The sequence below is a fragment of the Niveispirillum lacus genome (assembly GCF_002251795.1).
Classification (GTDB): domain Bacteria; phylum Pseudomonadota; class Alphaproteobacteria; order Azospirillales; family Azospirillaceae; genus Niveispirillum; species Niveispirillum lacus.
Genome location: NZ_NOXU01000020.1, coordinates 90,193 through 105,456, shown reverse-complemented (window position 1 = coordinate 105,456; position 15,264 = coordinate 90,193). Strand labels below are relative to the sequence as shown.

Here is a 15,264-nt window from a genome sequence, read left to right as displayed (position 1 = left end):
ACGACCGACCAAACCTGTCCAGCCATACGGGTCCAGCTCACAAGCTCGTGTGCCAAAAGTCCGAACGCGACCGGACCGGTTGGGACTTCAGGGTAGAGTTCCCGATGGATGCCACCGCCGAAACCAACCTCGACCAACGGATGCCGCGCGCCTGCATGGTTCAGTTGAAATGCACGGCCGGCGGTGCTGGGCTCGTGACGGCCCGCCTTTCCTCGATCGAACGCCTCGCGAAGGACAGCAGTCCCGCGGCGATCGTGGTGTTTCGCATGCGCAAGGACGGGACACCCGTGGCAGGGTACCTCATCCATCTCCTGGGGGATGAGCTGGCGAGGGTGCTGAAAAGGCTGAGGGCAGCCGAGTTGAAGGAGCGGAAGGACGTCAACCACATGACGATTTCCTTCGACTATAGGAAGGGCGTCCGGTTCGATCCGGACGCCGAGGGATTGAGGGATGCCCTGTCCAGCATCTGCCCCGGTGACGTCGCAGCCTACAGCAACGAAAAGCACCGCCAGCTTGCGACTCTCGGCTATTCCGGCATCAGCCTGGAGGCCGACGTCCAGGTCTGGATCGAAAGTCCGGACCACTTGACGAACATGCTTTGCGGGCTGGTCCCGCTGAAACCTATCAAGATAGAGGCCTACGATCGCCGTTTCGACATGCGCCTGCCCTACCGCGGGTCGCTGTTCGACGGGATCGAGGAATTCACCATCACCCCTCTCCCTGTCGGGCCGTGCGCCGTGATAGTCCGAGCCGGCCCGCTGCGCCCGGCCGCCCTGTTCAGATGCGAAGCGTTCGCGCCGCTCATAGAAGGTGGGCCGACGCTCGTGATACGCCATCCGTGCATCACGGTGTTGTTCCGTGACTACGGCCTCCAATTCGAGAGCGTCGGGAACTTCGACAATGTTCGGCATAGCCTCGAGAACTGGATCCAATTCCTTCGCGGCCTGAGCTACCTGGCCGACGGCAAGGCTACCATCGAACTGGAATTCCATGGAACCAGGACACCGACGGTGCCGGCGCCCGAGTTGGATGGTCCCTATCAGGAGCAGCTTCCCCGACTGCTGGACTTCGTGGAGCGCTGGGGCCGGTTACTGGAATCCGCCGGCATATCGCCGACGGTGGAATTCTCGATCGCAGACATTTGGGCAGCCTATCCCGTGCAGGCGGTGCTCGACATGGCCTTCAATCCAAAGACGCTGGCACGGCTCGAATTCGACGCCGTCGCGATCGTGAGAGACACAACTTCGCTCCACGCCCTATATTTCGACAGCATGGAATTTGCCGGGGTGCGCGTGTCGTTCGCCATCAAGGTTGGGTTGGAACGAACTGCGGGAACGCCGGATGCCTTCGCTTCGACAGGCTTCGAATTGCTGGAAGTTTGTCCGGCAGTCCAGGACTTGGACGCATTCGGTTCTCGGATCGCGGCGGAAAACAACATCCAGGTGCTAATGAGCCCCGGTATGGTTGACATGGATGGAAAATAGCGAGTTCCAATGATGCGCTCGAGCTATCCCTTCAGGCTCCTGCGCTCGCGTTGATACTCTTCGGCATCCTCTTCCAACGCCTTGATCTGCGCCAGCGCAGCCTCGTGAGTGGACCCTGCGCTGATCGAAAGGCCCACGTAGGCGAGGTGCATGTCGCGGACCAGGCTGAGCATCAGCTTGGACAGGGAAGTCAGCCGTGCCGTCTGGCCGACGGTCGGGGACTTGGCGAGGAGCCCTTCGAGTTCCGACTGGTACTTCACGGCCCGCTTGAACACGGACATGACCACGTGGACGTCGTCGGGCTGGAGGAGGCCGATCTGCCCGAGGTTTGCTTCGTAGAAGCCCAGGTCCAGCGGCACCACGACGTCGGCCAACTCCTCCCTCGGATCCGCCTCCTCCAGCCGGTGCTTGGTCGCGGTCAGGCGGACGAAGCTGTCCATCGCCTCAGCCTGGAGGCCGCGCGCGAGGGCCATGGCCTGCTGCAAGCGCTGCGTCTCCAGCACCGCGTCGGCCTGCATCCGGGCGCCACGGAAGGCCAGCCACGCCGCGAGAATGGCAAGGGGGCCGGTGATCAAGGTCGCAAGCGCCTGGGCCCAGCCGGACAGCTGGTTGTTGACGGCAAGCCATTCCGTCAGGGTTGCCATCGCCGCTCCCGAAACGAAGTGTCAGTAGATTCCGAGTCCCAACGCCTTCCGTCAGGCCACGGCCAGCCTTGGCGTGCTCTTCGGCACGGGCGACGGCGACGGGTGCAGCACGATGCCCTGCGCCTTGTCGTCCAGCGTCACCCGCGCCTCGGGGTAGGCCGCCATCGCCACCTTCAGGCTGTCCAGGAATGGCTGCTTGAACTGGCGCAGGTGCTGGTAGCCGCCGCCGAACTGCTCGAACAGGGCGGGCCAGGGCATCAGCTTGGGCTCCTCAAGGACGTGGAGCCTGTAGGCCAGCCAGATGTAGAGGTCGATCGCGGCGCTGTTGCTGGCGATGTTCCGCAGCGCGCTCTCAAGGATCGGCACCGGGTGGCGGCGCAGGTCGTCGAAGAAACGCTTGTGCAGCTTCACCTGGTCGTTCCAGAGCTGGGGCTGGCTCTGGTCGTCGGCCCGGAAGCTGAGGACGCTGTCCTCGATGAACGCGCCGTTCGACCGGATCTCGGTAGTGGCATCGCCGGTGAGGAAGGTCAGCGTGCAGGCGCTGATGCGGCGAGCCTGCTCCGCGATTTGCTTGTAGGTCATCCCGCCGGCGCTGGACACGCCCATGTTCTTCATCCAGGCGTGCAGGCTAGGTCCCAGCTCGATGACGGGGCTGTTGTTCCGAACGGCCTGGGTCTGGAGGTAGACCAGGATCATGCGCGCCCGGCTGCCGAAGGGGATGCCGACCAGGTCGCCCGCCTCGGTGTAGCCGGACTGTACCAAGAGCGTCGTCTTGTACCCAGGCTTGCGCCACAGGTGGGGCTTGTCGGACTTGTCGATCGACTTGTGGGGAAGGCAGGTCAGCGCGAAGCCGGAATGCGAGATGCCGATGCCCCCCGCCTCCTCCGACATCATCCCGATGGCGATCTCAAGCAGGTTCAGCTGCGCCTTGCTCATGGTGGGCCGCAGCTCACGGACCTTGTCCATGTCGCCGCCATGTGACCTGATGAGGGTGTGGATGTCGTCGAGGTCGGCCATGTCGCCCATCCCGTTCCGGCTGCGTGCCTGAATGCATGTTTTGTTGTCTGAGACGATATCCGACCGGGGATCAATGTCTAGATCGGAATCCTCTGACACCTACTAGGTATAGCTATTAGTAAAACACTATTAGTACCGTCAGTAGATTCCTGTGGATAAGCGGGCGGCGTGAGCGATTCCGCCGAGTCCCGAAGGGTGCGGAGTGTCAGAGGATTCCTAAACGGGCGTCGGAGGATTCCTAATCCTTACGGCTCGGGGGAGTATTCCTTACTCCTTGGGGGAGGGCGGGATGTCAGAGGATTCCGAATCCGGGCGGGAATCGGGGCACCAGAGCGTCAGAGGATTCCGAACATCCCGGGGAATCGGCGAAAGCGCGGGTGTCAGTAGATTCCGAGAGGCCGAGGGGGGGCGCGTTGCGCCGGCAGGCGGTGTCAGTAGATTCCGAACCGGGCGGGTTCAATGCGTCAGCGCCGCGGGCAGAGGCGTCAGAGGATTCCGAACTGTCCGGGGTGCCGGCGGGCGGGAAAGCGGTGGGGGGGCCTGACGCGGCGAACGGCATGGCATATATAGGGAATGCAGATAGGAATCTTCTGACACTCCCCAAACAGCAGACAGGAGCGAGCATGGCCGACAACGTCGTCCGACTGCCGAGCATCCGCAACGCGCTGGCCGTCATGGCCAGGATGCAGGAGGCTGGGCACTTCCTCCGTGACCCGGAGCCGGGCGGGGCGGACGAGCTGGACGCCGCGTCGGAGGTGGAGGACGACGGGCTGTGGCTGCCGGAACCCGACATGGAGTTCTGGGCCGCCGGCGAGGACGACGAGCAGTGGATCGAAGAGGCGCTCGCCTACGCCGAAAGGGCGGAGGTTGGGCGGGCCGTTCTGCGGCGGGAAATGGCCGGCGACAGGGTAGTGGCGCTCGCGGCTTGGCGGGCCCTGCGCAGGGGGTGAAGGCGGCTTTCACCGGGAGACGAGGATGGCCGCCTTCATGTTGGCTGCGGCGCGGGCCACCGTGCCCGCGTGGTTGGCGGTCGCCACGAGGACGACGAGGGGCCAGCCCAGGAAGGCCAGGACCGCGGCCAGACGCAGGACGTGGAAGGCCGTGGTCAGCGCTACGTCGACCACGCGGAAGACGAAGGACAGCATGGACGACATGGTGCCACCTCCCCGGCAGGCTGGACTTGCGCGTCACAGCAGCCAGGCGAAGCCCTGGTCCCCGCTCGGATCTGGATAGAAGACGGCGCCTTCCTGCACGGAATGGACCCGCCACGCGTCCCTCCCCTCTGCCAGGCCGAAGAGGCTGAAATGTCGGGCCGGGTCTATGCCGGCCGCCGCCACGTCCGGGTTCGCGGACAGGTAAGCACTGACGTCGAACAGGGCGGACGGGTCGCGCCCTTCCCGCCAGCCGTAAGCGTCGTAATGCTCCCGTCCGGAAGCAAACTCGCCAGCGGCGACCGCGGCGGCCACGTCGGGATTGGCCGACAGGTAGAAGCCTTCGTTGAAGGCGGCGATGCCGGCGTCGGCCTGCAGGTAGCGGCCGGTGTCCCCGTCGACCACGCGGACATAGGCCGTGTTCGGGCCGACGGGAGGCAGCAGCGTGCCGAGGTCGACGATGGCGGGGTCAATGATAGCCGTGTAGCCGTTGAGGTCCGAATAGTCGGACCCGGGCGAGAACATGAGGTCGACGGCGACGACCGCCGCGATTGCCGGCACGGGCTTGGGGAGGTCGGGGATGGTCGGTACGGGGGAAGTCATCTGTCGGGGCTCCAGCGGTTTGGCCGGAGTCCGGACACGCGTTTCCCGCGTGCCCGGCAACCCCGGGTGGGCAGGAAAACGAAGCAGCCGTATAGCAGAATCGACAGGGGAGTTCAATGTAAAACCCGAAGGAAGAGCAGGGATATTTGTTTGATTTATTGAAGGACAATTGTCTTATTGGTGCATTTAGTCTGATTGGATGGGAAAATTTGAGAATGACGTGAATAGTATTCAGGTCGATTGGCCGGGTGCTTTGACCGGGCGGACATTTGTCCTGGATGCCTTCATGGTTGCGAAAGGGTTGGCCGGGGGCGGTGCCTGGGACTTCGGCTGGGCGGGATGCAGGGTGGGCTGAATAGCAGTTCCGCGGCAGGACGGGCGGAACCCGTGATGCGGTTGCCGTCGCGGGGGTGGTGGGTTGGCATGCGAGGAGGAAAGTCGCGGGCCGGCCATCGGCGCTGCGCGCCGGGGTGTCGGGGCGCTCCGCGCCCCGAGGTGCGAGAGGTGAGGTGAGTTTCGGCGGGCGGGCGTCCGCAGGGGGACGTGGGGGTTGGCGATTTCCCCGTGGCGATTGGTGGCTTCGCGCGCACGCGCGCGGAGAATTCTGGCTGGGGTGGAGCCTGACCGGGGGTTTGAGCTGGCCTGGGGGCGCCTCGTGTTATCGTCGGTGCCCAGAAGTGGGGGTATTTTTGAACTCAATGAAATCAATAGCTTAAGATCTGGACGCGTCCTGGCTGAAATTGACCACTTTGTGGAAAATCTTTTTCTAATCAGTTGGTTAGTATGATTTGAATAGGAATAGGGCGAATTACCCCCACTACCCCCTGCACTTGGGGGTACTTTTTGACGTTTAATATCAATAGCTTGGTGGCGATTTTTCCATCACCCCCAAAAATTCCGAAGCTACACATCTGCATGCGAGCGCGCGACGCGGACGCGACGCGCATACGCGTGAGCACATGCGCGTCGAGCGCCCGCGCGTAGGGGGGGATATTAGGTTGGGGGTTTGGGGGTATTTATCTATCTATCTAATTTTTCTTATAAAAAATGTATATAAAACAATGGCTTAAAGAGCGCTGTCAGTACCCCCAAACATTGGGGGTACGTTGGGGGTAGTGGGGGTATTCGCGGGGGTAACCAACAAAACCCCCTCAGGCCAGACTCCCTCACACTCCCCACCTCTCGCGCCGGGTGCGCCCGCAGCGCACCCTCTCGAAACCCAGCCCCCACCCCTCTTCCGCAGGCGTCCCGCCCTTCCCCAGCGTAGCCTGCCCCTCTAGGCGCCTCCGGCGCCCGCCTCTCGCCCCGCCCGGCCGACCCCCGCGCGCCGCCGCCGGCCCCCGGTTCCCCGAAATAGCCCCTCAGATCGCTCCAGCTTCGCTCTTCCCACCCCTGACGACCGAAACCACCTCCGAGGACCAAGCCAAGCCCTACGTCCCTCTCAGGCCACGTTTCCGCCCTCTCCCTCCCCGGCCAGCCTCCGCCCCCACTCACACACCTCTCGATCCCGGCGCGCCAGCGCCGGGGCTTCAGGGGCGACGCACGCCGCCCCCGCGCCCCCCGGGGCGCTCTCGCACCCCCGCACCTCCGCACATCCGCACCCTCACCCCCTTTTTCCCGGCTCTCGGCCTCTCGCCCCTCTACTGCACGACCACCCACCCGTCCTCCCCCTTCGCGAACCTCATCTCTGTCGTCCCGGACGCATCCACCATCGGCCCCTTCATCCGCACCGTCACCGTGCAGGCATAGGCTGCCGTCCCCTCTGCCTTGGCGCAGCCCACCTTCTTGAAGTCCTCCAGGACGGTCTTCGCCCCCGTCGCGCCGTAGGCCGCGGCCATCTTGTTCGCCTGGTCGATCTGCGCCTGCAACGCGTCGCGCATGTCGCCCTCGCTGGGTTCGCCGCCGCAGCCGGCCAGGGCCAGCAAGGAAACCGCCGCCAGCATGCGGCCGCCCATCGTCGTCATCTTCATGGGATCCACCTTCCAATTGTGTCGTCACGGTACCGGAACGATCCCGCCGGCTTGCCCGCGGCGGGATCCCCCGCTCACATCTCGGCCAGGACGTTGCCCTTTTCGTCCTTCAACTGCACGCGCACGATCTCGGCGATGAGCACCGGCTGGCCCAGCCTGGCTTCCGACGCGAAGAGGTAGATGGACAGGAAAAGCTTGTGCTTGGCGTAGGCCTTCTGCAGCGGGTTGCCGCCCACGGCGGTCTCCGCCCTCACGGCCTCTACCCGGCGGGCCTGCGCCTCGTCCTCGACCTTCAGCCGCTGGAACTGCTCCGCGTTCGCGAACCCGACGCTGTAGTTCTGGATGTCGTTGAAATACATCTGGGCATCGGAGTCCTTGAAAGTCCCCAGTTGGAACGACTTCGAAACGAAATCGTACTTCTCGACCTCCACCTCGCCTTCCATGCGGTAGTAGCGGTTCGCCCGCGCCTTCGCGATCTCGGCGTCGATGCCGGGCTTCAGCGCGGCCATGAGGTCGTGTTTGCGGAACTCGTCCTGCGAGCTGGCGTATTCGGAAGACACCAGTCCGGCGATCTTCCCGTAGTCGATCGGCAGCGTGTCGACCGACAGGTAGGCGAACATAACCGTCCGGCCGCTCTTCAGGTCCTGGTACTCAGCCAAAGGCTTGGACCTGTCCGCCTTCGCGACTTGAACGACCGCTGCGGCCTTGGGTGCCTCGGTGGCCGGAGCCGGCGTTCCCGGAGCCGGCGTGGATCCGGCAACCTTCTGCTCGGTTGCGGCAGGCTCCTTGGAGCAGCCCGTCAGCAGGGCCGTGCACAACAGGCTTGCGGCGAGGAACTTCGTCTTGTCCATGACTGTACGACCTTTCTCGTGGTTGTCACGTTGGTGGATGTGTGGATTGCGGGCCCTTGGCCGGCCCGCCGAAACCGAACGCGATCCCGCGCAGCAGCCTGGTGCGGATCGCCTCGTTGACCGGGTAGAAGACGTCTTGCGCGCGGACGGTCCATTCCAGCAGGCCGGCGGCGGCGCGCCCGCCTGCCTCCCCGATCCGCCCGGCCACGAAGCCGGCGGCCGCCGCGTCCAGGTTCGCGTAGGCCTGGGTGCCGACCACCGCGTTGGGCCTCGTCGTCGGCCAGAAGGCCAGCGCCCCGACGATCGCCATGCTGACCAAGGCACGGGCCGCGCCGTTCGACGTGACCGTCCCGGTCAGCAGGACCAGGAGCTTCAGCAGGTGGCCGCCGCCGCCCAGCAGCGAGAAGAGCAGCGCCACGGGGGGCACGACCACCCGGTGGGCCGCCTGGGTCCCGATCTCCCCGTGGCGGCCGCCCTCGGCGAAGTCCTCCGGGGCGCTGCCCATCACCCGCGCGTATTCGCGAACGGCCTCCCTGACCAGCGGGCCGTGGATTTCCGCCTCGACGGCGGCGGGGTCGACCACCGGCCTGAAGGCCATCTTCCCGTCGGGGACGTTCAGCACCCTGCGGATCTCCCGCTGGATGCCCGGCTGGGCGAAGAACACCTTGAAGTCCTGGATCGGCGTCGAGCCCGACCCCAGGCCCTTCTCCTTGTGCGCCTGGCGGAGCCTGCGCTCGACCTGCGCGTCGACCGCCGCCTGGAAGCCCTGCCGGTCGAAGGGCCGCCAGTCGTCCGCGACCTGGATGCCCTCCTTGCGCAGCTCGCGGCGGACCCGATCCCAGTGGGCCGGCGGCACGGTGCCGGGCTCGAAGCCGCGCCTGGACAGCTTCTTCGCGTAGTCGTCCCAGGCCCGTTCCTGCCGGGCCCATCCGGCAAGCGCCTGCTTCTGGTAGTCCGCCCAGGTGCCGCCCTGCACCGCTGCCACCAGGGGCAGCCAGACCTCGTTGAGGAAGTATTCGGGCGTGCCGATGCACCGTTCATCGCCGGGATTGCATTCCGTCGTGAACTTCCGGGCCCCCAGCCGCTCCAGCGCCGGCATCACCCGCCGGTCCAGGTCCGGCAGGCCGATGGCCAGCAGCGGGAAGATCGCGGCGAACGCTTTCCCCGACGGCGTCGAGGCGCCGTCGCAGAGGAAGATCTCGTCCACACGCACCTGGCAGGCCGTCAAGCGGTCGGCGGCCTCGGCCAGCACAGCCGCGGCGCGCCGGTCCTCCGGCCCCAGCCGCCCGACCAGGGCCTCCACGAAGTGGGCTTGGAAGGCGTACATGGCGGCGACGCTGGCCACCAGGTGCAGCGCCAGGACCAGCGCCCCGACGTCGGCGTCCCATCGGCCCCGGCGCTTGACCATGACCATGGCGACGCCGCCGCAGGCCAGGCCGGCCGCGGCCAGGGTGGGCCTCTCCGACCCGACCCTCAGGTCGATGGCGAGGCCGAGCAACATCAGGGCGGTGGCGCCCATGACCCATGCCCGTCCCAGGCCCGCCGGCCGTTCGCGGCGCAGCAGGGCGCCGGCCGCCACCAGGCCCAGGGCGATGCCGGACAGCGTCCGCCCGACCTGCTCCAGCGCCTGGATGTCGCCGATGCCGGCCGCCGTCGCCGCCGCGTCCAGCAGGCGGGCCGAGAAGGACAGCTCGAAGGCCAGGTACGCCAGGGTCAGCCACACCAGGGGCGACGCGGCGACCCGCAGCGCCCGCGTCATTTCCCGCCGTCCCTGCCGGTCGGGATGTTCTCCACCGGCGCCGCCTTGTCCGCCCTCCCCTGCGCCGGGACGCTCTTCGGCACGTCGATGCCGGTGAAGGTCGGCCTGGGCTTGGGCGGCGGCTTGTCTCCGCCGGAGAGGACCTGCTTGGCCTTGGCTTCCACTTCGGCCTTCTCCAGCGCCCGCGCGGCGTCCCGGCGCTGGAAGTCGTCGACCAGCTGCTCGAAGCGCAGGACCTTTCCCTGGTGGTTCCAGATGGCAACCCGCATGAGCACGTCGCTGGTCCGGCTGTACTCGTCAAGGACGTGCGGCCCGCCGAGGTTGCCGCCCTCGTAGCAGGTCTCGCTCATGCCGTCCGGCGTCCTCGGGCAGGTCGTGGTCCTCCCGTCGATGAACCTGTACCAGTAGACGACGTGCGCGTCGTCCGCCGGGATGTGGAAGCCGCTGTGCCTGCCCCAGGTCTTTACGACGTAGTCGTTCGCAGGCTTGAGGTCCCAGTTCAGCGGCGTCCTACCGGACGTCCAGTCGTACGACCGGGTCGCGGCCACCAGTTGGTTGCCGCTGACGCCCGAGGTGAACTCCGCCGTCACCTCCTCGGCCGGCGCCGCGCCGGGCTTCTCGAGGATCAGGCGGGACACGAACTCGGGGGAGGTCCAGACGACGACCTTGTTCTGGCTGTAGTTCAGTTCCTTCCGGTGTTCGTCCTTAACCACGAAGCCCTGGGGCTCCAGGACGGCGCGCACCTGCTCGGGCGTCATGCCGGGCAGCGCACCGAGGACGTCGATGGGCCGGCCGTCGATCGCGGTGACGACCGGCGGCGCCGCCTGCCCCCGGGCCGCCGGGGCAGCGGACAGCCCGGCGACGATGACGAGCGCGACGCCCGTCGCGGCGGACTTCTTCATGTTGCTCTCCTATGGATGGTGCCGGCGGAACGCTGCGTCCTGCGCCGGCGATCTCATTGCAGGGAGGGAAACGGTGGCGCGGCTCAGCCGACGTAGGTCCAGTCGATCCCGATACCGGCGGTCGCCACCAGCAGCCTGCCCTCGGCCTGGCCGTACATCAGGTAGTGGGTGACCGGGTTGACTCCGGCTGCCCTCAGGTCGGCGTTTGCGTCCAGGTAACCTGACACATCCAGGTACGCAGAAGGGTCGCGCTCCTCCCGCCAGCCGAAGTTCATGAAGTGGAACCAGGGGTCCACGCCGGCGGCCTTCACGTCCGCGTTGTGGTCGAGGTAGTAGGCCTTGTCGAAGAGCGGAGTCGCCGTCCGACCCTCGGCCTTCCCGAACGCCTGGTAGTGCGCCCAGCCGGTCCGGTAGCTGCCGGCGGAAACCGCGCCCGCCACGTCGGGATTGGCGGCCAGGTAGAAGTTCTCGTCGAAATAAAGGTCCGACCGCGCGTCGACCGCGAAGCGTCCCTCCGCCTGGCCGAACCGGATGTAATGGTCGAAGCCGCTGGCCAGCGCCTTGGCCGACACCGCCGCGGCGACGTCGGGGTTCTTTGACAAGTAGTAGCTCTCGTCGAAGCCTCCGGCCAACTTTACCCCGACGTTCCAGTTGAGCTTCAGCCCGTCCTTGAACAGGACGAACTCGGTCCCGGCATAGGTATCGACCCCGTCCGCCCTGGTGACCGTCAGCGTGCCGTCGGCAGCCCGGGTGATGCGGAACTGGGACGCCGATCCGTCCAGCCCTGCGACGTCGATGCCGGCCCCACCGTCGACCGTGTTGTTGCCGGACCCGGCGACCACCCGATCATTGCCGGCGCCCAGGGAGAGCCTGTCGTCGCCGGCCCCGCCCCAGATGCTGTCGTTGCCGGCTCCGCCGGAAATGTCGTTTGCGACGTCGTTGCCGTTGATCCGGTCGTTGCCCGCCCCGCCCCTTACGTTCTCGATCGTACCGAGGAGGGCAAGGTTGCCCTTGCCGGTGTACGTGACCATCGGGGGGGTGACGGTATAGTAGGACGGCAGGTTCGTCCGCATCTCGGTGCCGGTGACGCGCATGTTGATGGAGGACAGGTACTCCGCCGTCAGGTCGATGTCGGACCTCATCGTGCTGGCCGAGAGGTCGATCGTGTCCGTGCCGCCAGTGTCGTAGACGACCTGCCGGAATGCGGCCTTCTGGTCCCAGGTATAGACGTCGTCCCCGGAACGGAAGGTGGTGTTCTTGCCGTACAGGCTTTGGAGGGCCAGGATGTCGAGGACGCCCAGGCTTTCCATGGTCGCGTTGAGGTAGGTCCCGGAACTGGTCCCGTCGATGATGCCGTAGAGGATGTCGTTGGCGTCCGTGTAGCCCATCGCGGTGTTTAAATGGTTCTGGGCGGAATCTGGCAGGACGACCGGGCCCGCGAAGGGATGCGACAGGCCAAGCGCGTGGCCGATCTCGTGTCGGATCGTCCCCGCCAGGTTGCTGCGCTCCCCTACCGACAAGCCGTCCTTCGCGTGGCCGTCCGCATAGCTCCGGTCCAGGTAGACGTCGCCGGCCCCTTCGCCGAACGTGATGCGGTCCGGCGACCATGAGGGAACGGGGATGGATGCGCGGGCGACCGACGTCTTGGAATCGGTGAAGGCGGTGACCGCGAACGACAGGGTCTTGCCTGCGGGGCTCGTCGATTCCACGAACTTGATGCCGGTGACGTTGGAGATCTTGGTCAGCTCCTCGACGACGATCCTCTTCTCGTCGTCGTTCAGCGGGCGGAAGCTGGATGCCGGCCCGTAGACGGTTCCTTCGGAGAAGCTGGCCGGCAGGGCGGTCATGAAATGGTAGTTGAGCGTGACCGCCGTCCCGACCCCGATGTCGGAGTTGCGCGCCTGGTCGTACGTAAGCCCTTTGCCGGCCATCTGGTCGGCGTTCCAACGGGTCAGGCCGTAGGTGTACACGCCGTCCGCGGTCTGCGCGCCGCGGTAGTACAGGAGCGCGCGGAGGTCGAGCTCGTCGACGCGGTGGAGGCCGGACGGGAACCGGGACGTCGGCGGCGATCCGATCGCGGCTTCTGACTGGTCGGCGGCGGATGTGCCGGCGCAGCACGGGCAGCCGGCAGCATGGGATTCCAACGGCACGAAGGGCGTGTCGGTCATCTTGTCTCCCTATGGCATGACAAGCGCATCCATCCGCAGCCGGCTGGCGCCGGGCGGCTGAGAAACGCGCACACAGGGAGACGCGCCCCACGTATTCCCCAGCGCCGGGAGCGACCCGACGCCGTGTGAGGGTGTTGTATTCCGTGGGCCGCCCGACATAGCGGGAGACCCTGTGTGAGCGCTCGATGCGCACTGCCGTCGGTTTCTCAGGCCTCAGGCAGCCCTGAAACTATGGCACGGCGTTTCATGTACCTGAAACACCAAATGCTATGGGGTGATGCGCAAATTCTTGCCTTGGTGGCCAGCAGCCGGGAGAGGTTTCGGGAGGCAACCGGGCAGCTCTCACGAAGGCGTGAAGTGCTCTCGGTCCAGGATGTTCCAGGGGGCGCCCGATTTTTCCGTTGCCACCTCTCGCTGCCCGGGCGCAGACGCGCCCGGGTGTTTCCGGCGCTTTCGGCGCCGGCGCTGCGCGCCATGGGCCTGCAGGAATATGAAAGAAGACAGTCGAGGCTGGCCCACACGCGCCCACTATGCCAAGGCTTCGCGACCTTCAGCCACACCGCGCCCGCCTGAGACACGCTTGACCTTTGGTTCGACGAGGCTGCGTACTTTGTGAACCATGTAGCGGCCGGTCAGATGCGAAAAGTAATCATGTCATGATATTGATATAAGAGTGTTTTCCAAAATTACTTGACTTTCACAAAATAGATTGCGCTCATTAATTTACATGCCTACTCTAATTGAGCCAGATCTTGCTGCGGACGTGTTCTGCGCGGTCCTATGAGCTTACTGTAAAGGTCAGGGTTGTATGGGAATTCTCGATATCTTCCGGCTCTTTTTCCTGAATGGCCCTCCGTCCGTGGTCCCGACCGCGGAAATGCCCATAACAGACCGAGGCAACGATCTTGAGGTCGGTGATCTTGTCACCGGCTCCATCAGTTACGTGGGGCCAAAGTTCTACAAGGTCCAGATATCGCACGGACGCATTGGCCATGTTGGTGGTTATCACATACCGCGTGAGAAAGCCGATGTCTCCTCATACTATCAGCGCGGTGACCGACTACAGGTTGTTGTGCTTGGCCCTTCCCGTTCGAAGCCGGGCGAGTACACCTGCAGCGAGACGTTGGTCGAGGAGATGATCCGACGGGTCGATCTGTCCACTCTGTCCGTTGGCGACGAGGTAGAGGTTCGAGTGACGCGGCCGGCTGAGGATAAGACCGACGTATCATATGGCAAGGCGAAAGGCTTCGTTCCGCACGCGCGTTTCACTGGCGGCCCGGAGCGTAAATACGCCCTAATCGCGGGCCAGGTCATCAAGGTTCGGGTCGATTGGATCGACGTTCCGGAACTAGAGGATTCCTTGCCGCCATCGAAGTTGCACAGCAGCTTTGCAGCGAGCCTCTGCCTGGTACCGGCGCAGCCGCTGCAAACCGTGCCTTGGGACGTGGGTGCGGTCGCCTGCCGCATGCACGTGGATGTGCGCCTGCCGCGCAAAGTGGACGTAATCTGCCAGTGGTGCCTGGAGAGGCTGGCGGACGGCGCGGACTGCGCGGCCTTGGTCGCCGAGACGGGACTGCCATCGGACTCGGTTCACGCCATCGCGCACCTGCTAGCCGAACATGGACTAGTGAAACCCAAATCCTGGATACCGACGGCACGCGGCAAATCGCTGTTGACTGCTCTCGCCAAGGCGGCGGACGCGAAGCGCCATCCTGTTCGCTTTCTGTTTGCGAGCGCCATGCCGACAAACGCCCGTTTTTTGCCGGCTGCAACGGAGCCGGCAGAGCGAGTACCCGGTTCGGTGGAGGCTTTACAGGACAAGGTGCAGGAGCTGCGGTTGCGCGCGGATACCTCTAGCGCTTTGAGCGGCCTGTACACGGCGCTGCCCGACGCATGTCCTGAAACGACGCGAGAAGCGCTGTCCGACCAGTGGTTGCGGGTGTCGCTGCAGGTTGGGCATCATGCGATTCCCGTGACCTTGTCGGTACCGAAGGCCTTCCTTACCGAGGGTTTGTACCGACATTTTACAACCGCGGAAAGAGAGCCGCCGGAGCGCGTGCCGCATTGCCGGGAATATGCGCGGGTGGTGTTGCTCGTGCGCCTGAAGGTCACGTTGGAAACACCTAAGGATGCCGTGCCGGAACGACAGGACGAGGAAATTTACCTCGAGCCGGCTTCCGGCACTCTCTGGCACAGTGATCCGGAAAGAAACACTAGGATGCAATGCATAACGGGCGACATCCTGCCGGTGTTGCCTCTCGACTTCGCGCGGAGACTGGCATTCATCGGAAGGCTGATCGAAGTGCAACCCCTGGGCTGGAACAAGGCGATTCTTCATGGCACGCGAGGCACTTCGATTCCTGTCGAAAACGGTCGAGATCATGGCCAGGGCTGGGGTCGGGACGGCGGTGAGAACGCCCGCCCGGGTAGGCCCCCTGGGACTGCTGGCGGCAGTGTCGGACGTTCTCGGCGCGATTCAGGCCGGGCTGGATTACAGCGCCACGAGGGTGAGGACCGCCGCGGTGCGCGAGGAGATCGCGCTGTTGGAGCAACGGTTAGTTCAGGAACGCGAAATTCTGAAGAAAATGGCGGCGCTAATACAACGTGAATCCGAGCTGCACCGGGGCCGCCTCGATCCGGCGCGACGACTGGTCGACCTTGCAGCTAGGCTGATGCAGGACGCAACGGTGTGGCTGGGCCTCCTGTTGGAAGAGG

12 protein-coding genes are annotated in these 15,264 nt (G+C 65.2%); 3 read left to right on the top strand and 9 right to left on the bottom strand.

Annotated features, from left to right (window positions below; genetic code table 11):
* A partial coding sequence (locus CHU95_RS03570; RefSeq protein WP_207762357.1) for a hypothetical protein occupies positions 1 to 1,484 on the top strand: 1,484 nt, incomplete at its 5' end.
* Positions 1,485 to 1,507: 23 nt separating this feature from the next.
* On the opposite strand, the gene CHU95_RS03565 is transcribed toward CHU95_RS03570, so the two are convergent.
* Positions 1,508 to 2,128, bottom strand: a complete 621-nt coding sequence (locus CHU95_RS03565) for a hypothetical protein (protein WP_094453809.1) — start codon at positions 2,126 to 2,128, stop codon at positions 1,508 to 1,510.
* 51 nt (positions 2,129 to 2,179) lie between these two features.
* A complete protein-coding gene (locus CHU95_RS03560; RefSeq protein WP_094453821.1) occupies positions 2,180 to 3,145 on the bottom strand; it encodes a replication protein RepA in 966 nt (321 codons plus the stop codon).
* Between the two features lie 623 nt (positions 3,146 to 3,768).
* On the opposite strand from CHU95_RS03560, the gene CHU95_RS03555 reads away from it, so the two are divergent.
* Positions 3,769 to 4,095, top strand: a complete 327-nt coding sequence (locus CHU95_RS03555) for a hypothetical protein (protein ID WP_133065413.1) — start codon at positions 3,769 to 3,771, stop codon at positions 4,093 to 4,095.
* A gap of 9 nt (positions 4,096 to 4,104) precedes the next feature.
* On the opposite strand, the gene CHU95_RS03550 is transcribed toward CHU95_RS03555, so the two are convergent.
* The 7 genes from CHU95_RS03550 to CHU95_RS22300 form a co-directional block, all read right to left on the bottom strand.
* Complete coding sequence (locus CHU95_RS03550) at positions 4,105 to 4,299, bottom strand: hypothetical protein (RefSeq protein ID WP_094453805.1); 195 nt, start codon at positions 4,297 to 4,299, stop codon at positions 4,105 to 4,107.
* Between the two features lie 33 nt (positions 4,300 to 4,332).
* Positions 4,333 to 4,899 (bottom strand): hypothetical protein, encoded by a 567-nt coding sequence (locus CHU95_RS03545; protein WP_094453803.1) that lies wholly within the window; start codon positions 4,897 to 4,899, stop codon positions 4,333 to 4,335.
* Between the two features lie 1,640 nt (positions 4,900 to 6,539).
* Complete coding sequence (locus CHU95_RS03540) at positions 6,540 to 6,869, bottom strand: hypothetical protein (protein ID WP_094453801.1); 330 nt, start codon at positions 6,867 to 6,869, stop codon at positions 6,540 to 6,542.
* Between the two features lie 74 nt (positions 6,870 to 6,943).
* On the bottom strand, positions 6,944 to 7,720 hold the full coding sequence (locus CHU95_RS03535; RefSeq protein WP_094453799.1) for a hypothetical protein: 777 nt from the start codon (positions 7,718 to 7,720) through the stop codon (positions 6,944 to 6,946).
* A 25-nt stretch (positions 7,721 to 7,745) separates the two neighbouring features.
* Positions 7,746 to 9,479 (bottom strand): hypothetical protein, encoded by a 1,734-nt coding sequence (locus CHU95_RS03530; RefSeq protein WP_094453797.1) that lies wholly within the window; start codon positions 9,477 to 9,479, stop codon positions 7,746 to 7,748.
* The gene (locus CHU95_RS03525) at positions 9,476 to 10,381 is read right to left on the bottom strand and encodes a hypothetical protein (protein WP_094453795.1); all 906 of its coding nucleotides are present in this window, start codon (positions 10,379 to 10,381) and stop codon (positions 9,476 to 9,478) included. Before CHU95_RS03525 ends, CHU95_RS03530 begins: the two co-directional genes overlap by 4 nt.
* Positions 10,382 to 10,464: 83 nt before the next feature.
* Entirely contained in the window at positions 10,465 to 12,549 is a 2,085-nt protein-coding gene (locus tag CHU95_RS22300) for a hypothetical protein (RefSeq protein WP_165771985.1), read from the bottom strand.
* Between the two features lie 808 nt (positions 12,550 to 13,357).
* Between CHU95_RS22300 and CHU95_RS03495 the strand changes: the two genes are divergently transcribed.
* Positions 13,358 to 15,157, top strand: coding sequence for a hypothetical protein (locus tag CHU95_RS03495; protein WP_094453783.1), 1,800 nt, complete (start codon positions 13,358 to 13,360; stop codon positions 15,155 to 15,157).
* The last annotated feature ends 107 nt before the right edge of the window (positions 15,158 to 15,264 follow it).